Origin of the sequence: Clostridium acetireducens DSM 10703, assembly GCF_001758365.1 — a bacterium.
Taxonomy (GTDB): Bacteria; Bacillota; Clostridia; order Clostridiales; family Clostridiaceae; genus Clostridium_C; species Clostridium_C acetireducens.
This window is the reverse complement of the sequence record NZ_LZFO01000024.1, coordinates 1-25,482: the sequence shown is the minus strand read 5'-3', so window position 1 is coordinate 25,482 and position 25,482 is coordinate 1. Positions and strand designations below refer to the sequence as shown.

The window sequence follows — 25,482 nt, the reverse complement described above, 5'->3', positions numbered from 1 at the left end:
ATATGAAAAACAGGTTTTTATGTTACATAAAAAATATGCTGCTAACTTTTTTAACAGCATACTTTTTATGTAAGTTTATTATTAATAATAATTTTCTAATTTATTTATTTTATTTTTTAAAATTTTACTATTTTTTCATTACCAGCAATTACATTTATGCCCATAGTTCCATTAGCTTTTTTCATTTCATAAGTAATAACATTACCTCCTGCTTCTTCTTCTATTTTTTCTGCTTGCATAGCACCTACTTCTTTTGCCCAAGATTTTACTTTTTCTAAAGTTTCTTTTAAATTTAAATTTTCCATAATAACAACCTCTTATATAATTATTTTATACTAATTAAAATTATATTTTAATTTTGTTTATTAATCTATCTACACATTGCTTATCTTTCAATTTATCTGATTCATATATTGTATGATGCATAACATAAATATTATCTTCACTAGTATTAGTCATTTGTTTTTTTATAACATTATCTATAGGGCAATGTACTATAGTCCATAAAGATTTATTATTTTTCTTACTTTTTGAATTTTTATATCTATGAATTTTGAAGTTGTCCTTATCATAAATCTTTTTTCCTTTTAGACCTTTAATATAAATAACTATCCTAGTTCCAGTGTATTCACCTGTTTCCTTAATATACTGTTTTATTATGTGTATATGCGAACGCCTTTTATTTGAGTATTTCATTAAATCACCACTTAATAATTACAGATTATATTTGATTCTATCCTAAATTCTTTAAAAATATTCAATTAATATCCCCCTACAAATCTTATAAAATCAATAAACCAGTGAAAGGCTATAGCGCATTCCAAATCTCTTTTATATTGTAGATACGCCATTGGAAGTCCAAATAACAAACTAGTAGATATAAGTAGGAAAATAGCATTTAATGGCGCTAAAATCCAAAGTTGTGAAAAATGAACTAAGCTATGAGGTATAACACCAAAGAACATACTTATTACCATAACCCATTTAGGTTGAAATTTATTAGATAATACAGCTATAAATACATTCATTACAAAAAATCTAAAAATTATCTCCTCTGCAATTCCTGGTTGTAATGCAAAAAAAGCTGACATTATAGGGTTTTCCCATTTAGGTGATCCTACTACTATTCTAAAGTAAATAAAATTTGTTATACATAAAGGTATGCTAAATATAATTCCTATAATTACTGATGATAGAGATTTCTCAAATTTTTTATCAACTAGAGAACATTTAATACTATTTTTTTCTTTTGATAATAAACATCCTCCTATAAATGTACAAAATAAAATAACAGCTTCCTGTATGCCAGTAATTAAATCTGCTCTTTTTATAAGGCTTGTACAACTAATTAAAGTAAGTATTAATCCTATAACTACATAATTTATTTTTATATTCTTATAATATTTAGCTATAACTATTACAGCACCTATTCCAATTATATATTCTGTCCATGTCCAAGTTCTAATCATAAAATTATACTCATTTTTAGACATAGTTACTATAATTGATAAAACATATGTAAGCATAAATATTCCAAAAATGATTATGGGAAATAAAAAATTTTTATAATTTATATTTTGTTCCTTCACTTTAACTATAATATCATTCATTCTTGTCTTCATAAGTAATTCTCCTTTAGTTAATTATCATTATATTTTAAACTTATTTATTATTTTCATATTTAAGTATTAACTTAACATTATATTTTTCTGTTTCATTAAGTTCTTCATCTGTACCTTTGAAACTAGCATCAAGTTTATACCATGTTTTACTGTTAAAATAACTTTTATATGGTTCTGTTTGAAATATGTATCCATGTCTTGCAAATATCTCGTTTCTCGCAAGACTAAGAGTTTCTTTACTCAAAGATTTTAATTCAGAATCTGTAGGTTTTATATTGCTACTTGTATCTTCTTGTGAACTTATATTTTCACCTTTATTAGATTTTGGCACTTTAGAAACATTTATATTGTTATTTTCAATTTTAGTTGAATTGAATTTTTTCATATAAACATAATATGAACCAAGTCCTACTGTTAAGGCATTTCAACAACTCCTTTATTAATCATTCCTACTTTACTTACAAGAGTATTTAATATTATTTTACCATAATTTTTACTTTGATCATATATTTGGATAGTATGGTTATATATTAACTAATATAGTATTTATGTATTCACTTACTTTCATTCTTTCTTCATAAACCCAATCTTTATCAAAATTCAAGCCAAAATTTTTAGAAAATGAATAGTATAAATTTATCCTTTGATAATATAATTCCAATTCATTAAGTTCTTTATATCTATATGTTGGTTTAGTTATAAAATCTTTCTTAGCTATAAAAACTTCATCTACATAATTTAAAAATGCAGACATCATTTCATTATCTGTAACATCAAAAGGTATTCTAATTAATTTCCACTTAATTATTTCATCTAATTTATACTTTTTTAAATTATCTAATATTATTAAATATTCCGCTACATCCATTTTTCTATAAAAAGGAACTTTCTCTTGTCTTGTACTCCAAAGAGCTAATTTTTCTCTAAGAGGAAGGCTTTTAACTTTTAATATAGCTTCACTAGGTCCTATTACCGCTTCTTCAATATTTCTATCTTCTGATATAATCATTTCTTCTAAGAATTGTTGAGTATTTCCATAAGAAGCTACATATCCTACATCATAAATACCTTTTCTTCCAGCTCTACCTCCAATTTGTTTTACTTCTTGAGAAGTTAAATATCTTATCTCATTTCCATCAAATTTTTTCATATTCATAAGTACTATTCTTCTTATAGGTAAATTTACTCCCATTCCTATGGCATCTGTAGTAATTAAAATCTCACTTTCTTTATTTACAAATTGCTCATATTGTTTTCTTCTAACTTCTGGAGGCAAATCTCCGTAAATCAAACTAGACTTTATTCCTAAATTAGAATAATGACTAGCTAATTTTAGTACTCTTTTTTTAGAAAATACTACAAGAGCATCTCCTACTTGAGCATCTTTATAAGAAAAAGCTTTATATTCTATTTCAAGAGGAATGTTTCTTTTGTATTCCTTAAATTCTAATTCATCACCGCAATCCTCTATTATATCAAATAATATTTCTTTGGCATTTAATGCACCACATATATGTATTTCTCTGCATTTTAATCCTAAAAGAGCTCTAGTCCAAGCATCTCCCCTTTGTTCATCTTGAATCATTTGAATTTCATCTATAACTGCTATATCATAATTTTCATTAATATCTAATTTTTCAATAGTACAAGATGTATGTTTCGCATCCTCTACTAACATTTCTTCTTCTCCAGTAATTAAATTGCATTTAACTCCTTCATTATTTAGCTTTTCAAAATTTTCTAAAGCCAATATTCTAAGAGGAGAAAGGTATACGCCCTTAGTAGCTTTTTTAAGCCTTTCCATAGCATTATAAGTTTTTCCTGTGTTTGTTTCTCCTAAATGAAGAAAGAATTTTCTTTTTATTTTTCTAGCATCACTAAATTCATCTTTTGGGTTTTCTGGAAATACCCTATCAAATTCTTTAGATACCATTTTAGGTATATGTTTAGAAATTAATACACTTATAATACCTGATCTTAAATAAGTTTCATAATTATTCTCTAGTATTTCCTGGAAATTAAAATTTGTATCATTTTTCTTATTATAACCCTCTATAAGTCTTTCAGATATATAGTTTAAAAGTTCTAAGTATCTTTCATAAACTAATTTATAATCTCTAATATTAGCAGTTTCAAATTGTCTTAGTTGTTTTAATTTTTTTCTAACTGTCGCTTCATGTTCCCAAAGGTTGCCTGTCTTTGTGCTCTTTACTATATCTTCTATTTGATATATTTGATTTTTTATCTTTCTAAAATTTCTCTCCATTGTTCTCTTTTTCATTTAACTCTCTCCAAACCTTTTTATAATACGTCTTTTCATATTATATGTTATTTTGAAGATTTATAAAATACAAATAATAATTAAAATTAATTATTACTATATGTTGTTAACTACTTTATAGTATAAAATAAATAACAATATATTATATATAATAAATATAAGTTTTGGAAATAAATAAAGAAATAATTATAGTTACACAAAACTATATATACTTCTAACAATTATTAACAGCAGTTTATTTCTATAACTAAAAAACCTTCATTTTATATAAATGAGGGTTTTTTAGTTATAGTAATCCTATTTTAAAATTTTTTTATTATATCCAAGTTTTCCTTCTTTAAATTCTTTTTTGTATTTATCTATATTTTTTAAAATTTCATCTGTACTAGATATTTGAGAATCAAGTATCTTATTATAATTTGAGAAATCTTTTTTCATATTATTGTGTGGTTTCTTATCCATTTCTCTTATGTCTAGTTGAACATCTAACATTTTAGTTATATAAAATTTTCCATTTATCTTTTTAACTTCGAATTCATACTCATCCTTAGCACTAGATACCACATCAGATGAAATTATTTTAAATTCAACATCATAATTACAAGCTATAAAATAGGTATTGTCATACGATGGTTGAACTTTTTTTATAGTTAATTCACTTTTATAACTTGGTATCTTAATATCTATAAATTTAAACCACTCTACTTTAAATTCATTAGTTTTATTAAGTAATTCAAGTAGCTTTTGATTTTTAACAACATTATTATAATCTACAGCTTTTCCTGTTTTCATTATTTCATAACTCTGTGATATAACAATATTCATCTTTTCTTTAATGTCTAATATATCCGTTTGTGATAAATCTTTAGCTTTATTAGCAATACATTTTTTGTCTTTTATATGTATTCCAATAAAACCTAAAACTATTATTAATATAATACTTAAAAATAATATATTTTTTTTTTTTAACATATATATTCACCTACTTTAAATATTCTATAAATATTATAACTTAATATTACATTAATTGATATCTTTTCTATATTAGTAGAAACATTAAATATATTTTCTATGATTGTATACTTTTTAATTTCTTAGAAAGCATTTTATATAAACTTTATTAAATGTTTTGTTATAATGGAGTATATAACTATATAAAGAGGTGTTTAAAATAGATAGGATTGAATTTTTATCTTATTTAAAAGATAATTGTAATATAAATTTAACAAGAGAACAAGAAGATGTGGTGTTTAACATTAAAGGACCTATGGCTGTAGTAGCTGTACCTGGTGCTGGTAAAACTGCTACATTAATTTGTAGAACTGCAAATTTAATATTAAATCATAATGTAAATCCTAAAAGAATATTAGGACTTAGTTTTAGTAAAGCTTCTGCTATGGATATGCGACACAGATTTAAAAGTTTTTTTGGTAACATAGTAAAAGAAGCTGTAGCTTTTTCTACTATACACAGTTTTGCTTATTACGTAATAAATAATTATTCTTTTCGAAGAAACATAAGATATACCATAATAGAATCTAAGAATTCTCCAGTGAATAAAGTTGTTTTATTAAAAAACATATACACTAAATATAATAATGATTTTATAAATGATGATAAATTAGAGGAATTGTCTAGCTTTATAGGCTATTTAAAAAATATAATGGTATCTATGGAAAATACAACAAACTATAAAGATGAATTTCCTGTACCTAATTTTATGAAAATATATAAAGAATACGAACTGTATAAAAGCAAAAATAATTTATTAGATTTCGATGATATGTTAGTTAAATGTTATGAAATACTAAATAATGATAAAGATATATTAAACTTTTATAGAAACTTATATGATTATATAGAAGTGGATGAGTGTCAAGATACTAGTAAAATTCAGCAAGAAATAATAAAAATTATTGCAAAACCCAAATTTAATTTATGTATTGTAGGTGATGATGACCAAAGTATTTACTCTTGGAGAGGAGCTTTTGCTGAGGGATTATTAAACTTCAAACAACAATATCATAAAAATGGACAAGTATTTTTTATGCAACAAAACTTTAGAAGTACTAGTAATATAGTAAATACCTCCAATGAATTTATTAAAATGAATAAAAATAGATATAGTAAAGAGCTATTTACAGAAAATGAAGATGGCAATAAAATCAATTTTATCAATCCTTCAGATGAATATGCTCAAATAGACTTTTTAGTAAAAGAATTAAAGGAAAAAGGTAATTTAAAAGAAACAGCAGTGCTTTTTAGAAATAACATTTCTTCTATTCCTTTAGTGGATAGACTTATAAAAGAAGATATTCCCTTTTACATAAAAGACTCTGTACCCTCATTTTTTAATAGTTGGGTAATTAAAGATATTTTATCTTTCTTTCAATTGTCCTTTGATTTAACAAATGTAGATGCTTTTGAAAGAATATATTATAAAATGAAAAGCTATGTTAAGAAAAAAGATTTGGACTTATTATATAATAGAAAAGTTAAAGAAAGTGTTTTCAAAACCCTTTCTAGTCATTCAAGTTATTCTTCCGCTGAATATAGATTAAAATCCTTCGAAGAAAAATTTATGAAATTATCAGATCTACCAGCAGATGAAGCTATAGATTTTATAAGATTTCAATTAAATTATGAAGATTATATGATGGATTACTGCGAAAAGTTTAAATACAATATAGATAACATACAAACAGTATTATCTATTTTAACTATGATATTATCTTCCTGTACAAGTCTTGCAAATGTAGAAGATAAGTTAAATTTATTAAAAGAAAAAATGGATATTAGTAAATTTAAAAATAAATTTAATGGAGTAACTTTATCTTCAATGCATAGTTCTAAGGGATTAGAATTTGATACAGTTTATGTAATAGACTTAATTGAAGATGTATTCCCTTCTCCCCATAGTAAAGAAAAAGCTGATAAAGGAGATAAAAGTTTATTGGAAGAAGAAACTCGCTTAATGTATGTGGCCATAACTCGTGCAAAAGATAATCTTTATTTACTAAACCCTGCTAAAAGAAATAACAGAAAATGTCCTCCTTCCTCCTTTGTGCAAAGGCTTTATAACATAGTTTATAAACGGTCTGATAAAGAAGAAGTTAAACCTATAAATAGTGGTGTTGAACTTATTCCTTTAGAGGAAGGTATGAGTATAGAACATATGTTCTTTGGTGTAGGAAAGTTAATAAATATTGATGGGGATGTTCTTTCTATAAACTTCGGAAATGGTCTTATTAAGAAGCTTTCTTATAAATTATGTTGTGATAAACATTTGATTGAAGTGTTGTAGGAAATAAGTGAATGTATATAGCTTTTACATTCACTTATTTAACTAATAAGATATTACTCCCTATTTTAAAGAATCTTAATTATAAAATTTTATTTTTAAAAAATACTAATGCTATTTTTATACTAATTAATTTTTGATAATATTTCAATCCAATTTTCAGGAAATCCAATTAAATCTAAATTTATATAATTGCTATATTCATTTATTAATCCTTGCAAATTTATAAAAAATTTATTCCATGCTTTTCTATCAGCAATCAAATGATTCATAGCAACAATATAGGCAAAAATCTGCTTATTATTCAAACTGTATTCTTTATATTCCTTTTTTATTTTAATTATAGGGAATATTGTATTATAAATCCTTCCATAATGAGCACATTGATTCCTTATATGTGTTAATGATTGCAACCACGTATTGACCAATATTGGATTAACTTTACATAAGTTATTTTTAATATAAGTTCTATCCTCTGGAAGCATATTAGAATATAGCTTGGACAGCATTCCGAATGACATTATTTCAGTAGCAACCCATATAGGTAGTTTGCCTTCATATTTTTGATTATGATGCCTAATAAAAAGTTTATTTGAATTATTATTTTTCTCTCTTTCTAAATTCAGTAAAAATCTTTTATGAAAACTATCATTTATAAAATTATTTCTATCTAAATATCCACAAGTTCCGTATTTTATTGCTAGTGTATATGCTACATATGTTCTAAATGATATTTCTATATTTCCTAAAATGTTTGTTAATAAATTTCTAAATTCTCTATCAAAGGTATATATTGATGAAATTTTTTCAAATGTTGTCCCTTCAATATATGAGTCATCTTCTTTTTTATATGGTAAAAGATATGCTGTAAACCTATAATAATTAACATTTCTTAATATAAACTTGGCATACTCTAAGTTATTAATTATCATTCCTCTGTTTTTAAGTATTTCTATTTGCTCTTGAAAAGTTTTAGGTTCTTTTAAATTTACCACTAAAACACATCCTTTGTTTATAAATAAAAAACCCACTAAGCAAATTGCTCAGTGGGTATAAACTTTCGTCCCGCCTATTTGAGCATTTTCAAAGAGGCTTGGCAGGTTCTTTTAAAAACAAACGTCTCGTACATTTGAGCATATTTTTAAAACATAGGCTTTACGAGTTCTGTATGAATATGATACTATAAAAATGCATATTTGTATACCCATTTTAAACATCATAATAATACGCTATATAGTATTATCTTTTTCTAACACCTTATATCTAACCTTATCTATTTATATATAATTATATTAATTAATATTTAAGTACATTAATATATTAGTCATAGTTACTCATTACTCCTATATAAAAATTAATTTTTTTATTCTTTTAATTTCTTCCTTTTAAGCAATTCTTTTATTTACATCACTAATAATAATATTTTTAGAGATCCATATCATTTAATATATCTCTAAGTTCCTTTAATTCCTCAGCTGATAAGGTAATTCCTTTGCCCATCTTTTCGTGATTTGGTGCCCAATCTCTTAAATCATATTTAGGAGTTCTTCCATTCCAACTAACTAAATTTAATTCTTTAGTCCATCCTTTTGGTGATTCTGATACAACACCTAGGTTTTCTTTAATTTCATATTTTATATCTGCCATTTAAATTCCCTCCAAATTTAAAATATAATTTCACTATATTCCTACGTACTTCCTTTTTTAATTTAAATACATTATATCATATTAACTAATAAAATTAATTTTATATATAATTTGCTGAATAAAAACAGTAAACTTTATTCTTTGGCTTACTGTTTTTAATTATATTATCCCTCCATTAAAACATTGTATATTGCTTTGCCTGGAGGAACTATAGGATATACACTTTCGTCTTTATCTATGTTGCATTGAATAAATACAGGTTTTTCCCCTAAACTTGCTTTGTTCAAAACTTCATTTAATTCACCCATATTATTAGCACAATGTGCTTCTATGCCATAAGCTTGTACTAATTTTACATAGTCTACAAAATTGTTATCTGTTTCTGAGTATCTACCTCCGAAAAACATTCTTTGCCATTGTCTTACCATGCCTAAAACTGTATTATTTATTAAAAGTATAGTTATTGGTATATTGTATTTTGAAACCGTAAATAATTCATTACTGTTCATTCTAAAACTTCCATCCCCAGTTACTAATAAAACTTGATCCTTATTATTACCTATTTTTGCCCCTATCGCTGCTCCAAGTCCAAATCCCATGGTTCCAAGTCCACCTGAAGTTATAAAACTATGTGAATGATTAAATTTCCAGTATTGTGCCGTCCACATTTGATGTTGTCCTACGTCTGTAGCTACTATAGCATTTTCCCCTAGTTTATTATTAAATGCTTCTAATATATTTTTAGGATGGAACTTTTCCTTGGAAATATTTTGAATTTCCCATTTTTCTATAGTTTTTCTCCATGATTTGTGATTATTTTCTTTTATGTTTTCACCAAGTTTTGCTAATGTAAATTTTAAATCCCCGAGTAATGAAAAATCTGCATTTACATTTTTATCTATTTCACTAGAGTCTATGTCTATATGAACTATTTTAGCTTTCGATGCAAAGTCTTCAGAGTCCCCAATTACCCTATCACTAAATCTAGCACCTATTGCTAAAAGCAAATCACAATTTGCTACTGCCATATTGTTTTCTTTAAATCCATGCATTCCCACAAGTCCTAATGAAAGTTCATGATTTCTATTAACACTTCCAAGCCCCATTAATGTGCTTACCACAGGTATATCTCCTTTTTCTGCAAAAGCCAAAAGTTCTTTTGAAGCATTGGAAATATTTACTCCTCCACCAGCATATATAACTGGTTTCTTTGAATTGTTTATAATTTCTATTACTTTTTCCATTTCATTATTCTTCTTAAATTCACATTGATTGTGTTTAAAATTTTTATAATTTCTCATATCAAAATCCCATTCTGCTAAAAATACATCTTTAGGTACATCAATAAGTACTGGACCTGGTCTTCCTTCTCTTGCAATTTTACAAGCTTTATGTAGTACTTCTGGTATATCTTTTACATCTCTTATTAAAAAATTATGTTTTGTAACAGAAAAAGTTATTCCTGTTATATCAACTTCTTGAAAAGAATCTTTTCCTAATAAATCTGTAGATACTTGTCCACTTATTACTAGTAATGGTGAAGAATCCATATATGCTGTAGCAAGTCCTGTAACAGTATTGGTAGCACCTGGACCTGAAGTTACAAAGCAAACACCAATTTTCCCAGTGCTTCTTGCATATCCATCTGCAGCATGGACTGCACCTTGTTCATGGGCAGTTCTTATATGCTTAAAATCTTTATCACCATATAGTGCATCATATAAAGGTATAACCGCTCCACCGGGATACCCAAATAATGTGTCTACTCCTTCTCTTTTTAAACATTCTAATAAAAGTTTTGCCCCCTTCATTTATTACACCTCCATTAACGTTTTAATTACATACTGCTCCTTTTGAGGCTGAGCTTACCATTTTTGAATACTTTTTTAAATATCCTGTAAGTTCTTTTTTCCTTAATTTTAGTTCTTTCTTTCTAGATTTTAATTCTTCATTTGAAACTAAAAGTTCTAATTCTCCCCTTTCAATATCTATCCTTATTAAATCCCCATCTTTTACTAATGCTATTGTGCCTCCTTCTAAAGCTTCTGGGGAAACATGTCCAATAGCTGCACCTCTAGTCCCTCCAGAAAATCTACCATCTGTTATTAAAGAAACATCTTTATCCAGTGCCATTCCTGCCAGTGCTGAAGTTGGAGTTAACATTTCCCTCATTCCTGGTCCTCCTTTGGGACCTTCATATCTTATAACTACTACATCTCCCTTTTTGATTTCTCCTCCTATAATTGCTGTTACTGCGGATTCTTCTGAATCATATACTTTTGCTTTGGAAATAGTTTTCATCATTTTTTCATCTACTGCAGATTGTTTAATTACTGCTCCCTCTGGTGCTAAATTCCCCTTTAGAACCTTTATTCCCCCTGTTGTGCTATATGGATTTTCAACATCTGCAATAACTTTTTTATCCCCTTTAACTACTGTTTCTAAGTTTTCTTTGATTGTTTTAAGAGATACCGTTTCTATATTGGTGTAAAGTAAGCCAGCTTTTGAAAGTTCCTTCATTACAGCAAGTACACCTCCTGCTCTATGAAATTCTTCCATGTGATAATGTCCTGCTGGACTTAGTCTACATAAATTTGGAGTTTTTTCACTTATACTATTTATTTTATCTAAATTAATTTCTACCCCAGCTTCTTTAGCTATAGCTGTTAAATGAAGTACTGTATTTGTAGAACAGCCTAGAGCCATATCTACTGAAAGTGCATTTTGAAATCCTTCTTTTGTCATTACTTCTCTTGGAAGTTTATTTTCTTTTATAAGTTTCATAATTTGCATTCCTGTTTTTTTAGCAAGTCTCTTTCTTTCAGAATAAACTGCTGGAATTGAAGCATTTCCTGGTAATGCCATACCTAGAGCTTCTGTCATACAATTCATTGAATTGGCAGTAAACATTCCTGAACAAGAACCACAAGTAGGACAAGCACTTTCTTCTAATTCTTTTAATTCCCCATATTCCATAACTCCACTACAAACTTTTCCTACTGCTTCAAAAACTGTGGTTAAATCCGATTTATTTTCCCTATGATTTCCTGCAAGCATTGGTCCTCCGCTAACCACTATAGCTGGAATATTTAATCTTGCAGCTGCCATTAACATTCCCGGCACTACTTTGTCACAGCTTGGTATTAAAACCAAACCATCTAATCCATGTGCCTTTGTCATAATTTCTATGCTATCTGTTATTACTTCTCTACTTACAAGTGAATATTTCATCCCTTCATGATTCATAGAAATTCCATCACAAACTGCTATGGTTGGGAACTCTAAAGGAGTTCCCCCAGCAATTAATATACCTTTTTTAACAGCTTCTGCAATTTGTCTAAGTTCTATATGTCCTGGAACTATTTCATTAAAAGAATTTACTACACCAACAAAGGGTTTATTTATTTCTTCATCTGTAAGTCCTGTTGCTTTTAAAAGAGCTCTATGGGGTGCTTTAGTAACACCATATTTTACTTTTTCACTATTCATATTATCACCCCTATTTTTTTATCCAAGACATCATTTTTCTTAAATTTTTACCTACTTCTACAAGCGGATGTTCAATTTCTCTTTTTCTAAAAGCTGTAAACATTGGTCTATTTAATTTGTTTTCCAATAACCACTCTCTTGCAAATTTACCATTTTGGATTTCTTCTAATACATTTTTCATTTCTTCTCTAGTATCTTCATTTACTATTCTTCTTCCCACCATATAGTCCCCAAATTCTGCAGTGTCGCTTATACTGTAACGCATTTTTTCAAATCCACCTTCGTAAAGTAAATCTACTATAAGTTTCATTTCATGTAAGCATTCAAAATATGCTATTTCTTTTTGATAACCTGCATTAACTAAAGTATCAAAACCTGCTTTTATAAGTTCTGTGATTCCTCCACAAAGTACTGCTTGTTCACCAAATAAATCTGTTTCTGTTTCTTCTTTGAAAGTTGTTTCTAGAACTCCTGCTCTAGTAGCTCCAATTCCTTTAGCATAAGCTAATGCTAATTCTTTAGTAGTTTTTGTATAATCTTGATATACTGCAATTAGTGATGGTACTCCTTGACCTTCTTCATAAACTCTTCTAACTAAATGTCCAGGTCCTTTAGGTGCAACCATAAATACATCTACAAATTCTGGTGGAACTATTTGATTAAAGTGAATATTAAATCCATGAGCAAAAGCAAGTGCTTGTCCTGGTTTCAAATATGCTTTTACTTTTTCCTCATAAACCTTCTTTTGAACTTCATCTGGAAGTAGCATCATAACTACATCACTTTCTTTTACTGCTTCCTCTACATTTTTTACTTTTAAACCTGCTTCTTCAGCTTTTTTCCATGATTTACTTCCCTCATATAAACCAACAACTACATCAACACCACTATCTTTTAAATTTAATGAATGAGCATGTCCTTGACTTCCGTAACCAAGTACTGCTACCTTCTTTCCTTTTAATAATTCTAATTTTGCATCCATTTCATAATACATTTTCACCATAATAAAAACCTCCTAATTTTTAGAAATATTTCAAATATTACAAATATTAATTTTAATTTAATACTTCAATTTCATTTAAATCTTGTAATTTAGATAAAAAACTCACAATTGAATCTTGTTTATGTTTATCTTCAAACTCTATTTTTAAATCTACCCTATTTTCTTTTAAAGCCTCCATGTTAATCTTTTTAACAGCAAACTCTTTTCTTCTTAAATAATTTGCAACTCTTACAAAACTGTCAATTCCTTGATTAAGTGTAGCTTGTATCACCATGATATTACCTCCTTTAAAATACATATAAGTTTAAAATTAACATTATAAAGTTATATAATTACACGCTTTTAGGACTGCTCTGCCCTAAAATTTATAAAAGTTAATATTCTATTTTGGACGAAATTACTTTTTTCTGGCCAGATAAAAAAGTATAAAAAAAATCTTTCGCCTTTATAAACATACATTTTATATATGCTTATAAGGACGAAAGATACTATCTCCGCGGTACCACCTTAATTGTAATTATAAATTATAATTACCTCTCATTTTCAGGTCGACTTAGAATAAAACACTTCTTAGTGAACCCTAACCATATAACGCTGGTATACGTCATTGTTTACTAGATTAATCTTTCAACTAGATACTCCGGAGTGATCATTATATATTCACATTAATCCAACTCTCAGCAAATGTTGGTTCTCTGTAATTAATAGCAAGAATATTTTTATCTCCATCATCGCTTTCCTTATTTGTTTGTTAACTTGTGAATAATTATATTTCCATTCTTTTAATTTGTCAATACTTTTTTTGAAAATTTTTAAAATAAATTTGTTTTTATCATTAATTTCACTATTTCCATACTTTTAATTCATTTACTACATTAGATTTTTATATTTAATAAATATAAATAAATTTTTCATATTCTAAATTTAAAGCTATTTCTTGACATGCACCATATAATAATGCTATTATAATTGTGAAAAGTAAATATATAATCTTCAGGGTAGGGTGTAAATCCCGACCGGCGGTAATTCGGTTAATTCCGTTAGCCCGCGAGCGTTAAGCTGACTCTTGGTGAGATTCCAGGGCCGACAGTAAAGTCTGGATGAAAGAAGATGATTAGATAATGTTATCTATTTTATAGGTGATTTATGTGAGTATTCAGTTCCCTGAAATTATATTTCAGGGAACTTTTTATTTGGTAATCAATATACTTTAGGAGGGTTTTATTATGAAGAATAATGTAAACAGACTTGTAAAATTATCAGTACTTTCAGCTTTGGGACTTTTACTTATGTTACTTGTAAGATTTCCCATTATTCCAACAGCACCTTTTCTTGAGTACGAACCAGGAGATATTCCAATTTTAATAGGAACCTTCTTATTCGGACCTAAAAGTGGACTTATAATAACAGCTATTGTTTCACTAGTACAAGGCTTTACAGTAAGTGCTGGCAGTGGATGGATTGGAGCTTTAATGCATCTTATTGCTACAGGAAGTATGGTAATTGTAGCAGGAACTATTTATAAAAAAATGCATACTCTTAAAGGTGCAATTATTGCTTTAGTATGTGGTTCTTTAACTATGACTCTTGTAATGATTCCACTAAACTTAGTTTTCACAACAATGTTCTTAGGAGTACCACTTGCAGCAGTTAAATCTATGATAGTACCAGCTATTATACCTTTTAACTTAATAAAAACTAGCATAAATTCAATTGTTACTGGACTTGTTTATAAGTCTGTAGGAAAAGTTTTAAAGGTAGATATCAAGCCAACTTTAAAAGAAACTCAAAAGGCTTCATAATTCAAATAAAAAATGATTAATATAATTTGCAGATATAAAATAATTAAAAATAAGCTGTACAAAACAATAAGGCAGCCTCATAAAGAGAGTTTGTAAATAATTTGAATGAATTTTAGACACTCTTAGAAGAAAAAATAAAAAAAACTCCGTAATTCATCACAGGACGTGATGAGCCAATTTCCGCCCCAAGGACGGGGCATAAATTGGGTAGGAGTTTTTTTATTTTTTATTCTTAGAGTGTCTTAATGAAATGACTTATTTACAAACTCTCTTTATGAGGCTGCCTTATTGTTTTGTACAGCTTATTTTTAATTATTTTATATCTGCAAATTATATTAATCATTTTTTATTGAATAACCTATAATTATTAAAAATTGTTTATTTTAAATTTAATTTAGATAATGCATCTGCTAAAGCTGAATTTATTGGAGTGTCATTTTCTTCTTTAACTTTTTTCATATATTTTGCCACATCTCTTTTATTTACTTTATTTTGCTTGTTTTTAAACCTTTTATTAAAAGATGAAAGCTTTTCTCTAAAATTGCAATTTGTACATACATAAATTTGTCCTTCGCCATTACCTCTTATCTCCATTTTTCTATGGCATTCAGGACACCTTACATTAGTAAATTTACTTATATTTTCTTTAAATCCACATTCTCTATCTTGACATACATTCATAATTCCTCTTTTGCCTTTAACTTGAAGCATATACTTGCCACAATTAGGGCATTTATTACCTGTAATATTATCATGCACATATTTATCTTTACTATATTTTACATCTTCCACAAGTTTTGTTGAATAATTTCTCATTCTTTTTATAAAATCATTACTATTTTCTTTTCCTTTACTTATTAATTCAAGTTCTCTTTCCCATTTTGCAGTTAATAATGGAGATTTTAAATCCTCCGGAACCAGTTCAATAAGCTGTTTTCCTTTAGAAGTTGGAACTATTTCTTTGCCTCTTTTTTCTACATAATACATATTATATAGCTTTTCAATTATATCTGCTCTAGTAGCAACAGTTCCTATTCCTCCAGTTTCACCAAGTGTTTTTGCATGTACTTTATCTAATTGAACATATTTTTGTGGATTTTCCATAGCAGATAATAAAGTAGCTTCATTAAACCTTGCAGGAGGCTTTGTTTCACATTTATCTAATTTTATATTAATTATATTTAAATTATCTCCTTTTTTTAATAGTGGAAGTACTTGATCATTAATTTCATCTTTATTATCACTACTATCTTGAAAATCACTATGCTTATCATAAAGAGATTTCCATCCTTTTGATTTAACTACTTTACCTCTAGCTGTAAACTTTTCTCCATTTATTTCAGCCTGCACAATAGTTTGTAAATATTCAAAAGGAGGCATCATTACACTTAAAAATCTTTTAATTACTAAATCATAAATATTTTTTTCTTCTCTACTTAATAAAGCTAAATTTACATTTTGTTCTGTTGGAATTAATAGTGATAGGTAATCTTTTGATATTATCACCAGATTTTCCCCCACTCCACACTGTACGTGACGGTTTCCCAGTCATACAGCGTTCCATCGTTAATTTTGTAAAATAATCAAACTAATGAATTCAATCTTTTTTCGATGATTGTCAAATCACTGTCGTTTCAGCCAATAGTCGTAATTTGTTCAACTTATTTAGCATGGGTTGTGTTAATTTAAGTTCTTCGAGGTACTGTCTTATTTTGTCTGCATTATTTGTGTGAATTAGCTTATGAACTTTTTGATGTACTATTACTAAATTATCGTACCTATCAGTTCCTTTAAGCTTAAGTGGGATTTTATGGTGACAGTGAATGTCTTCAAAATTAAGAACAATTCCTGTTATTGCACACTTACCATTTTGTGCGGAGTACAGTGATATTCTGTTATCTGCATATTTAATGGTTTTACCAATTACTGGGTTATTCATTAATTTGTGCAATATTGTTAGGTTGACTCCTAATGATTTGTGTATTTCCTCTCTACCACTTGGGGTATATTTATTAACAGACCTCTTTTTGTACATTGGATTTCTCGTTTGTATATAAGCTATAGGTACAAACGGTATATTATTAACGAACCTCATTTGTTTGCTTTTGCCATATTTTTTCATTATATATTTGTTACGGATGGCTTCTTGTTCGTTTGATGTCTTTTTCATTCTCTGCCATAAGCGGTTTTCAGTTATTGTTGTTATTTGTCTCCCAATTTTACTACAATCAAGATTTATATTTGTTGCTATCTGATAATAATTGTGAATCCCGATTACCATTGAATTATATCGAGAAATTGATTTATATTCCTCTTTGTAATCTGCTGGTCGCTGAATTATCTTAACTTGTTTTATCAGCTTCTGAGTTTCTCTTTTAACTGCATCGTCACTCATGTGGCATCGGACAGCATATTTTTTGCTTTTCTTGACTGCTTTGAGTTTGAAACCTAGGAATTCTGAATAATTCTTTTTAAGATTAATAACCTTAGATTTTTCCTCTGAAATTTGTAGTTTTAACCTTTCTGATAGCCATTGCTTAACAGCAATAAAAATTTTATTTGCGTCACTTCTGTATCTGCAAAATATTTTAAAGTCATCTGCATATCTCACAATGTACATTTCCTTGAGCTTAGTGGTTTTACGTAACTGTCTATGTGCTATAGTTCTGGACTCAGTGCCATTCGGTTTTACTACAACTTTATATTCTTTCTGTGTCGGGATAGTCTCCCATTGACTGGAAATCCACCAATCTAATTCGTTTAGTACGATGTTAGATAGTAATGGTGATAATATACCACCTTGTGGTGTTCCTTTATCAGGGTAGATTATTTCGCCATTTGGAAGTGTAATTGGTGCTTTCAGCATCTGTTTAATGATGCTAATTAATTGTTTGTCTCTTATACCCAGTGTCCACATTTGTTTAATTAGTTTCGAATGATTCACATTATCGAAGAATCCTTTTATGTCAATGTCAACTACATAATGTAACTGCGATTGCTGAATCATTTTATAGCATTGAGCTATTGCATTCTCAGCAGACCTATTAGGTCTGAATCCATTACTTCGTTCATGGAACTTCGCTTCACAAATTGGGTCAAGGACTTGCAATATACATTGCTGAATTACTCTATCCCACAGTGTTACGCTTGATATTTCTGTAGGCCAATTTGATATTTTCTTCAGATTTTATTATATTCATTAAGTTGTTGAACTTTTTATTATTAAGGCTATCAGCGTATAGTTTGTCAAATATTTCTGTCATATCGTAGTATTCCGCATATCTAAGGCTTTTGTTTATTTTCTTTCCATCGTTCGAGATTGTCATGGACATCACCTTCCTTTCTGGAGAGTGACTTTTTTGTCATACTCGAATCCACAATACATTCATCTTTGATTATTTTTCATTAACGACTTGTGCCTATCCCTCCATTATGTTTCCATAACTTCATAGGTACTATGACACTACTCTCACCACACTTAAATCAGCTTATTATTCTTCGTCTGAACCGCCATTTGGCGTAGTATGGCTTTCCACGTTCCGATAATCCTATCTATTATCATATATATCATTAGGTGCTTACTTTGAGCCTATTAGCTAAGATTCACCTGCAATGAATCAAGGTATTTCATAACGCAAATTTTTACTTTACCTCACTAACTCTGTAATTAAACAGCAAGTACATTTCTGCACTTTTCACCTTTAGACCCGTACATTCGCAAGTTCGTCAGTTCTCTCGAACATTCTAACCATAGATATTTTAAAGACCCCCGACCTATCATCAACACCTCTCACCTCTGAGAAGCTTTCCTCAGCCTTATTACTAAGCTGTTAGGGTTGATTTCAGCCGACTTCACCGAGCTTTGAACGTAAGATTTTGTCTTACGCACATCGGAGTATCAGGGATGGCGTTTCAGGGCGTTACTCCTTCATTCCACCAATCGGATTATCAGTTCTCCAAAAGGGAACTTTACGTTCTTTCTTTTGTGCCCAAGCTTTTCACTTAGGAACGTGTCGCACTAGCATGATGATCTGATACCTTGCTGTCATCTACAAATCCTTTATGAGCATTTATTTTATGTTTTAAAATTTCATTAGCAACATTTTTATATTGACCTATAGATATAGATTTTAATCGCTCTGGCAAAGTGCTAACAATATCTCTAGAAATATACCTAGAGTCTGTTCTAGGATAAGTTAAAATTTTGTGATTTTCATATAGCCTTTGCATTATAGATAGTGTTTGTTTGGCAGAATATCCAAAAATTTTATTTGCATCTCTTTGAAGCTCTGTTAAATCATAAAGAGCTGGTGAATATTTTTTCTTATAACTTTCATTTATATCTACTACTTCACAGTGTTTTCCATTAACTTTTGAAAGTATTTTATCTGCTACCTCTTTATCAAAAATACTATGATTATTGTGTTTATTTATCCATTTAAGCGAAAAGTTTTTTACTTTTGCAGTCATAGTATAATAGTCCTTTGGTTTAAAATTATTTATTTCTTCTTCCCTTTTAACTATCATAGCTAATGTAGCTGATTGTACTCTTCCTGCTGATAACTGAGCATTGTGTTTACAAGTTAAAGCCCTAGTTACATTAAGACCTACTACCCAATCTGCTTCTGCTCTACATACAGCAGCTTTGTATAAATTTTCATATTCTTTACCAGGTTTTAATTTATTAAATCCATCTAAAATAGCTTTATCTGTTTGTGATGATATCCAAAGACGTTTAATTGGTTTTTTAAATCCTGCTTTTTCTATAATCCATCTTGCTACAAGTTCACCTTCTCTGCCTGAATCCGTAGCTATAATAAGCTCTTTTATGTCGTTTCTATTCATAATATTTTTTACTTGATAAAAATGTTTTGATGTTTTTTTTATAACAGATAGCTTCATTTTTTTAGGTAGCATTGGAAGTGTATCCATACTCCACTTTTTATATTTATCACTATAAGCTTCAGGATCTGCCAGTGTTACTAAATGTCCCAATGCCCAAGTTACTATATACTTATTTCCTTCTAAAAATGCATTTCCTTTTTTATTACAATTTAATACTTTTGCTAAATCCCTAGCTACAGAAGGTTTTTCAGCTAATACTAATGTCTTATTCATTTAAACAGTCCTTTCAAAGTAAATAGTAGTATAAATATTTGCTCCTAATTTTTAGTAAACTATTATATTTATCAATTATTTACACTACTTTATGCTTATTATATCATACCATTATGTTGTTGAATAAAAAATCAATGATATAATTTGCAGATAAAAAATAATTAAAAATAAGCTATACAAAACAATAAGGCAGCCTCATAAAGAGAGTTTGTAAATAATTTGAATGAATTTTAGACACTCTTAGAAGAAAAAATAAAAAAACTCCGTAATTCATCACAGGACGTGATGAGCCAATTTCCGCCCCAAGGACGGGGCATAAATTGGGTAGGAGTTTTTTTGTTTTTTATTCTTAGAGTGTCTTAATAAAATGACTTATTTACAAACTCTCTTTATGAGGCTGCCTTATTGTTTTGTATAGCTTATTTTTAATTATTTTTTATCTGCAAATTATATCATTGATTTTTTATTCAACAACTTATTATTAATTTAATCCTAAAGATTTTCTTTTTACTAAAATATGTGCTTCTATATTGTTAGCTACCTCTACTGGGTCATCTCCTAAGGCAATCTTTCCTCCAGTTATTTGTTCTACTTCTTCTGTAAGAAGTTTTACTAATTTTGGTGCACCAGTAACAAAAGGCGTAGGTGATAGATGTGTATATGCACCATATGCCACTGCAAATATTCCATCAATTGTGGCTTTTTGTTCCATCCATTCAGGAGCAGTTACAGCTATTGGTAGTTGTGGTATATCTACATCTAAATGATCTGCAAGAGCAGTAACTAGCATAGATATTCTTCCTGTATCAGTACATGTTCCAAAACTTAATACAGGAGGTATTTTTAACATATTACAAACTTCCTTTAATCCCTCTCCAGCTATATTTATAGCATCTAAATTACAGAGACCTGCTACTTCTAAACCATGATTTCCACAGCCTGCACTAACTACTAAAATATCTTTCTTTATTAATTCCTTTGTAAGATTTACTGTATTCCAATCTTGAGGACCATTTCTAAGTGTAGAACAGTTTGCTAGTGCTACTATTCCCTTGATTTTTCCTGCAGAAATCACATCTACTAATGGATCTAATTTATTACCTAATGCTTGTAAAACTGCTTCTGTGGAAAATCCTGCAATTGCCTTTTGAACAATTTTAGGAACCATAGGTTTAACTTTGCCTTTACGCTTTTTAAAGTTTTCTATGGCTAAGTCTATTAAATTATCCGACATACTATCTACTTTAGAAGGACTATAAGGAATCTTATGCTGTAGTCCTGGTATATCTATAATAGTGCTTATACTTACTAAAGTTGCTTGATACTTTTCTGCATACATATCAATAGCAGGTGGAGAGCAATTTTCCTCCATTGCCATAACATCCACTGTTCCTGTAGCTAAAAGAGGTTCTATTGCTAACCAGTTACCCATTAATCCTACAAAAACATCATCTATATTGAATCTTTGCAATAATTCCTGTCCTGTTTCTATAGAGCCAACTACTCTTAAACCTTTTGCACCAGCAGATTTTGCCTTTTCTTGAACTTCTGCCATATGAGCTTTTTCTATAGTTGCAGCTCCTACCCAAGGTTGATGTCCATTAAATACTATATTAATGTAGTCAGCATCCATAATACCTAAATCCACATTTACTTCGTGAGGCATAGGTGTTCCAAATAATATATCTTGAACCATTTCAAGACCAATTTGAGCATTGTATATAGTAGCCAATCCTAATTTTAATGCCTTTGCTGCTAAAGATTTATAATTACCATCTACATTTGTTAAACAACTTGCTACACAGTTTTGCTCTTCATGTTGTACTCCAGCAGGATATATATTTAAATCTTTCCAAGCTTTCTTTCTTTTCTTTGGTGCAAAAACCTCCACCATAAGATTTTTATCCTCTGAATCAATTTTCATTTGTTTTTCTAATAATTCCGCTAATTGTATTGCCATTTGATTTTCAGCTTGATTTGTATCAATACCTAAACTTTTACACATCCATTTAAGCTTATTTATATCTTTTATTGTAAAAGGAGTTTTGCCTTCTGCAGTGGCTTTTAACGTTCTAAAAGCTTCATAAGCATGGTGACCATATGTAGCAGCTCCCATTATGTTTTTAAGCAATAAATTTCTCATTGCCATAGCATCTGGTCCTATTCCACATACTCCTTTATCTTGCCCAGTTTTTTCGTTTAATCTACAAGGACCCTGAGAACATAACTGACAGCTTAGCCCTTGCAAGCAAAATTTACAGCGAATTTTTTCCTGAAGTGCCCATCTATCAAATACATTAGACATTCCATCTTCTCTAATTCTCTTTAACATTTCTTCCACAGAGTCATGATAACTTACACGACCTTCTGTTTTTTCTAATATACTTTCATGCACAAATTTCCAACTCCTTTTTAAATTCTTTAATAGGAGTTTCCCCAAAAATCTTTAACAATATGCATACATATATACATAAATTAAAAAACCTCATATTCAACATGAGGTTTTTTAATATGTTTATTTAATTAAAACTCTTTAAATACTTCTCCTTTTGCTCCACAGACAGGACATCTATCTGGAGCATCACCTTCTACAGTATAACCACAAACAGGACATACATAGAATTTATTATCTTCCATATCTTTATTTTCTTTTGCTAAGCTTTGAGCTTTTTTAAAAAGTTCAGCATGGCATTTTTCAGCTTCAACTGCAAAATAAAAAGAACGTTGTGCAGCTTTTTCTTCTTGAAATTTTGCAGTTTCAAGATAAACAGGATACATTTGATCTATTTCATGAAGTTCTCCATTTATAGCTCCTTGTAAGTTTTCAACAGTACTTGTTAATCCAAAAACCGCACCTGCTGGTACTGTATAATCCCCAACTTGATTTTTAAGTACTGTAAAATGATTTTTAGCATGAATCCATTCTGCATAAGCAACAGCATTAAATAATCTGCCGATATTTGGGAAACCATCTTTTTTAGCACTTTCTGCCCAAATTAAATATCTCATGTTTGCCATACTTTCTCCACCATAAGCTGAACGTAAAAAATCTGCAGTCATTGCATTTTTAACTGACATTAAAATCACCTCTTTTTATATTTTGTTACACTAAAAATATATCTACTTAATTATTCTATTATAATAAGATTTTACCATACATTAAAAGAATTTTACAAATATAATTTATCATAATTATTTTAAAAGCACTTTATCTTTTAACCCTTCTATTACATATTCATCTGTATTAGGATCTTTTTTTTCTTCATCCATAACTTTATTCAACATATCATTAACTTCATCTTTTGAAATAGCCTCTTTTTCAACAAGTAAATTTATCATAGCATCAACTTTATAAGAATATGCGCTTAAAATATCTGCTACTTTTCTTATTGAGTTTTCATCCATAAAGCTCACTCCTTTTGTCTTAAGTATTTGCAAAATAGAGTGAAAATATGTTTAGGTTTTAGTCAATTTAAATATTGCATTTTAATATATTTTTTGTATTAAAAACATTTTATTTATCTGCTTTTTCTGCTCTTACTTTTTTTCCTTTTATGGTAGATTTCTTTAATCCATCTAATACAATTTTTCCTTTTCCATCTAATATATCTATGTATGAAAAGTTATCTTGAATATCTATTATTCCAATATTTTCTGCAACAATTCCAGGTATACTTGTAATTCCTCCAACTATATCTCCAGGTCTTATTTTTTTCTTTTTGCCAGCATTAATATATATTTTGGTAATATCCTTATTTAATTCATCACATTTAATTTTTTTAGGCTTTAGTGAAGATTTTATTTTTTTGTTAAAATCCTCTAGTGAATCTTGAACATATTGTTCTTTGATTTCTTCTCCTTTAGGTATTTTAAAACCTATGTATTCTTCAATTTCATCCCAAAAATTATATTCATAAGGTGTTACAAAACTTATTGCCTTACCTTTTTTACCTGCACGACCAGTTCTTCCAGTTCTATGAACATAACTTTCCCTTTCTAAAGGTATGTCATAATTAATTACATGAGTTATATTTTCCACATCTATTCCTCTTGCGGCTACATCTGTAGCTACTAAATAAATAAATTTTCCTCTTTTAAATTCTTGCATAACTTCTAATCTGTCATTTTGCATCATTCCACCATGTAGCTTATTACAAGGGTATTTTTTAGATTTAAGATAATTAAAAACTTCATCTACATTTTTCTTTGTTCTACAAAATATAATACAACTATCTGGATTTTCAGTAATAACTACTTTATTTAAAAACCTAGACTTTTTTTCTTCAGGAACTTCATAATATATGTGCTCTATTTTTTCCTCTGTTATTTTTTCAGGATTTACTTCTATAGTAATTGGATTAATCATGTATTTATTGCATAGTTTTTCTATTTCTTCTGATATAGTTGCAGAAAAAAGCATAGTTACTCTATTTTTAGGTAAATTATTTATAACAGATTCCACTTGTTCAATAAATCCCATATTAAGCATTTCATCTGCTTCATCAATAATTAAATATTTTATTTCATCAACTTCTAGATTTCCCCTTTCTATATGATCCAAAGTTCTTCCTGGAGTACCTACTACTACATGAACTCTTTGTTTTAATTCTCTAGACTGTATTCTAAAAGGTTGCTTTCCAAAAACAGCTACTGCCCTTATCTTTTTAAATCTACCAATATTTTTTACATCCTCTTTTACTTGCACACATAATTCTCTTGTAGGAGTAAGAATTAATGCTTGAGGTTTATTTTCTTCTATAGTAATATTTTCGCATATTGGAATTGCAAAAGCTGCTGTTTTGCCACTTCCTGTTTTTGATTTTACTATTATATCTTTGTTTTTAAGTGCTATTGGTATAACTTTCTTTTGCACTTTAGATGGTTTTTCATAATCTAATTTTGATAAAGACTTTAGTATATCTTTACTTATTCCAAATCTTTGAAAATTTAATTCATTCATTTTGTTTGCTCCTTATCGCTAGTCTTATTATTAATATTTGCTAATTATATTAAATTTATTATACCACTAGGTTGTTAAATAAAAAATCACTAAGAAAATTTGTATATAGAAAATAATTAAAAATAATCTGTGTAAAAATAATAAGGCAGCCTCATAAAGAGAGTTTGTAAATAATTTGAATGAATTTTAGACACTCTTAGAAGAAAAAATAAAAAAACTCCGTAATTCATCACAGGACGTGATGAGCCAATTTCCGCCC

At 28.5% G+C, this 25,482-nt stretch carries 20 protein-coding genes, 2 pseudogenes, 1 riboswitch and 1 other annotated feature; of the genes and pseudogenes, 2 read left to right on the top strand and 20 right to left on the bottom strand.

The features are described from left to right. Positions 1 to 116: 116 nt before the first annotated feature. The 6 genes from CLOACE_RS08110 to CLOACE_RS08085 all read right to left on the bottom strand — a co-directional run bounded on the left by CLOACE_RS08110 (position 117) and on the right by CLOACE_RS08085 (position 4,875). Positions 117 to 305 carry a hypothetical protein gene (locus tag CLOACE_RS08110; protein ID WP_070110600.1) on the bottom strand — a complete coding sequence of 63 codons (189 nt, stop codon included), beginning with the start codon at positions 303 to 305 and terminating at the stop codon, positions 117 to 119. Between the two features lie 40 nt (positions 306 to 345). Further along, positions 346 to 696, bottom strand: a complete 351-nt coding sequence (locus CLOACE_RS08105) for a hypothetical protein (RefSeq protein ID WP_070110599.1) — start codon at positions 694 to 696, stop codon at positions 346 to 348. Between the two features lie 65 nt (positions 697 to 761). Continuing rightward, entirely contained in the window at positions 762 to 1,622 is an 861-nt protein-coding gene (locus CLOACE_RS08100; RefSeq protein ID WP_070110598.1) for a CPBP family intramembrane glutamic endopeptidase, read from the bottom strand. Between the two features lie 40 nt (positions 1,623 to 1,662). Further along, entirely contained in the window at positions 1,663 to 2,007 is a 345-nt protein-coding gene (locus tag CLOACE_RS08095; protein WP_070110597.1) for a YARHG domain-containing protein, read from the bottom strand. Between the two features lie 138 nt (positions 2,008 to 2,145). After that, a complete protein-coding gene (locus CLOACE_RS08090; RefSeq protein ID WP_070110596.1) occupies positions 2,146 to 3,903 on the bottom strand; it encodes a helicase-related protein in 1,758 nt (585 codons plus the stop codon). 297 nt (positions 3,904 to 4,200) lie between these two features. Next, entirely contained in the window at positions 4,201 to 4,875 is a 675-nt protein-coding gene (locus CLOACE_RS08085; RefSeq protein WP_070110595.1) for a hypothetical protein, read from the bottom strand. A gap of 190 nt (positions 4,876 to 5,065) precedes the next feature. Here CLOACE_RS08085 and CLOACE_RS08080 point away from each other — a divergent pair, with 190 nt between their 5' ends. Beyond that, on the top strand, positions 5,066 to 7,207 hold the full coding sequence (locus CLOACE_RS08080) for an ATP-dependent helicase (RefSeq protein ID WP_084027595.1): 2,142 nt from the start codon (positions 5,066 to 5,068) through the stop codon (positions 7,205 to 7,207). Positions 7,208 to 7,329: 122 nt separating this feature from the next. Here CLOACE_RS08080 and CLOACE_RS08075 read toward each other — a convergent pair whose 3' ends face one another. The 6 genes from CLOACE_RS08075 to CLOACE_RS08050 all read right to left on the bottom strand — a co-directional run bounded on the left by CLOACE_RS08075 (position 7,330) and on the right by CLOACE_RS08050 (position 13,617). Next, on the bottom strand, positions 7,330 to 8,199 hold the full coding sequence (locus CLOACE_RS08075; RefSeq protein WP_084027594.1) for an Abi family protein: 870 nt from the start codon (positions 8,197 to 8,199) through the stop codon (positions 7,330 to 7,332). A gap of 430 nt (positions 8,200 to 8,629) precedes the next feature. Further along, positions 8,630 to 8,851: a YdbC family protein gene (locus CLOACE_RS08070; protein ID WP_070110594.1), complete on the bottom strand. Its 222-nt coding sequence runs from the start codon at positions 8,849 to 8,851 to the stop codon at positions 8,630 to 8,632. A gap of 164 nt (positions 8,852 to 9,015) precedes the next feature. Beyond that, a complete protein-coding gene (gene ilvB, locus CLOACE_RS08065) occupies positions 9,016 to 10,662 on the bottom strand; it encodes a biosynthetic-type acetolactate synthase large subunit (protein ID WP_070110593.1) in 1,647 nt (548 codons plus the stop codon). 22 nt (positions 10,663 to 10,684) lie between these two features. Beyond that, positions 10,685 to 12,340: a dihydroxy-acid dehydratase gene (ilvD, locus tag CLOACE_RS08060; RefSeq protein WP_070110592.1), complete on the bottom strand. Its 1,656-nt coding sequence runs from the start codon at positions 12,338 to 12,340 to the stop codon at positions 10,685 to 10,687. Positions 12,341 to 12,350: 10 nt separating this feature from the next. Beyond that, positions 12,351 to 13,343, bottom strand: a complete 993-nt coding sequence (gene ilvC / locus CLOACE_RS08055) for a ketol-acid reductoisomerase (protein WP_070110591.1) — start codon at positions 13,341 to 13,343, stop codon at positions 12,351 to 12,353. A 52-nt stretch (positions 13,344 to 13,395) separates the two neighbouring features. Further along, positions 13,396 to 13,617, bottom strand: coding sequence for an ACT domain-containing protein (locus CLOACE_RS08050; RefSeq protein ID WP_070110590.1), 222 nt, complete (start codon positions 13,615 to 13,617; stop codon positions 13,396 to 13,398). Positions 13,618 to 13,814: 197 nt separating this feature from the next. Beyond that, positions 13,815 to 14,084 (bottom strand) — a binding site (T-box leader). A 244-nt stretch (positions 14,085 to 14,328) separates the two neighbouring features. Then, positions 14,329 to 14,459, top strand: a riboswitch (FMN riboswitch). A gap of 110 nt (positions 14,460 to 14,569) precedes the next feature. Between CLOACE_RS08050 and CLOACE_RS08045 the strand changes: the two genes are divergently transcribed. Then, positions 14,570 to 15,145 carry an ECF transporter S component gene (locus tag CLOACE_RS08045; RefSeq protein WP_070110589.1) on the top strand — a complete coding sequence of 192 codons (576 nt, stop codon included), beginning with the start codon at positions 14,570 to 14,572 and terminating at the stop codon, positions 15,143 to 15,145. Positions 15,146 to 15,523: 378 nt separating this feature from the next. Here CLOACE_RS08045 and CLOACE_RS08040 read toward each other — a convergent pair. The 8 genes and pseudogenes from CLOACE_RS08040 to CLOACE_RS08005 form a co-directional block, all read right to left on the bottom strand. Next, a pseudogene (locus tag CLOACE_RS08040) lies at positions 15,524 to 16,621 on the bottom strand (DNA topoisomerase); the annotation flags it as partial. Between the two features lie 142 nt (positions 16,622 to 16,763). Then, positions 16,764 to 18,257: a reverse transcriptase domain-containing protein gene (locus tag CLOACE_RS08035; RefSeq protein ID WP_479723171.1), complete on the bottom strand. Its 1,494-nt coding sequence runs from the start codon at positions 18,255 to 18,257 to the stop codon at positions 16,764 to 16,766. 16 nt (positions 18,258 to 18,273) lie between these two features. Next, the gene (locus tag CLOACE_RS12155; RefSeq protein ID WP_479723170.1) at positions 18,274 to 18,471 is read right to left on the bottom strand and encodes a hypothetical protein; all 198 of its coding nucleotides are present in this window, start codon (positions 18,469 to 18,471) and stop codon (positions 18,274 to 18,276) included. Positions 18,472 to 19,165: 694 nt separating this feature from the next. Next, positions 19,166 to 20,263 (bottom strand): annotated as a pseudogene (locus CLOACE_RS08025) (DNA topoisomerase); the annotation flags it as partial. A 481-nt stretch (positions 20,264 to 20,744) separates the two neighbouring features. After that, complete coding sequence (cooS, locus tag CLOACE_RS08020) at positions 20,745 to 22,658, bottom strand: anaerobic carbon-monoxide dehydrogenase catalytic subunit (RefSeq protein ID WP_070110588.1); 1,914 nt, start codon at positions 22,656 to 22,658, stop codon at positions 20,745 to 20,747. 128 nt (positions 22,659 to 22,786) lie between these two features. After that, positions 22,787 to 23,341: a rubrerythrin family protein gene (locus tag CLOACE_RS08015; protein WP_070110587.1), complete on the bottom strand. Its 555-nt coding sequence runs from the start codon at positions 23,339 to 23,341 to the stop codon at positions 22,787 to 22,789. Between the two features lie 114 nt (positions 23,342 to 23,455). Beyond that, a complete protein-coding gene (locus CLOACE_RS08010; RefSeq protein WP_070110586.1) occupies positions 23,456 to 23,668 on the bottom strand; it encodes a hypothetical protein in 213 nt (70 codons plus the stop codon). A 109-nt stretch (positions 23,669 to 23,777) separates the two neighbouring features. Continuing rightward, positions 23,778 to 25,223 carry a DEAD/DEAH box helicase gene (locus CLOACE_RS08005; RefSeq protein WP_070110585.1) on the bottom strand — a complete coding sequence of 482 codons (1,446 nt, stop codon included), beginning with the start codon at positions 25,221 to 25,223 and terminating at the stop codon, positions 23,778 to 23,780. Positions 25,224 to 25,482: the final 259 nt, after the last annotated feature.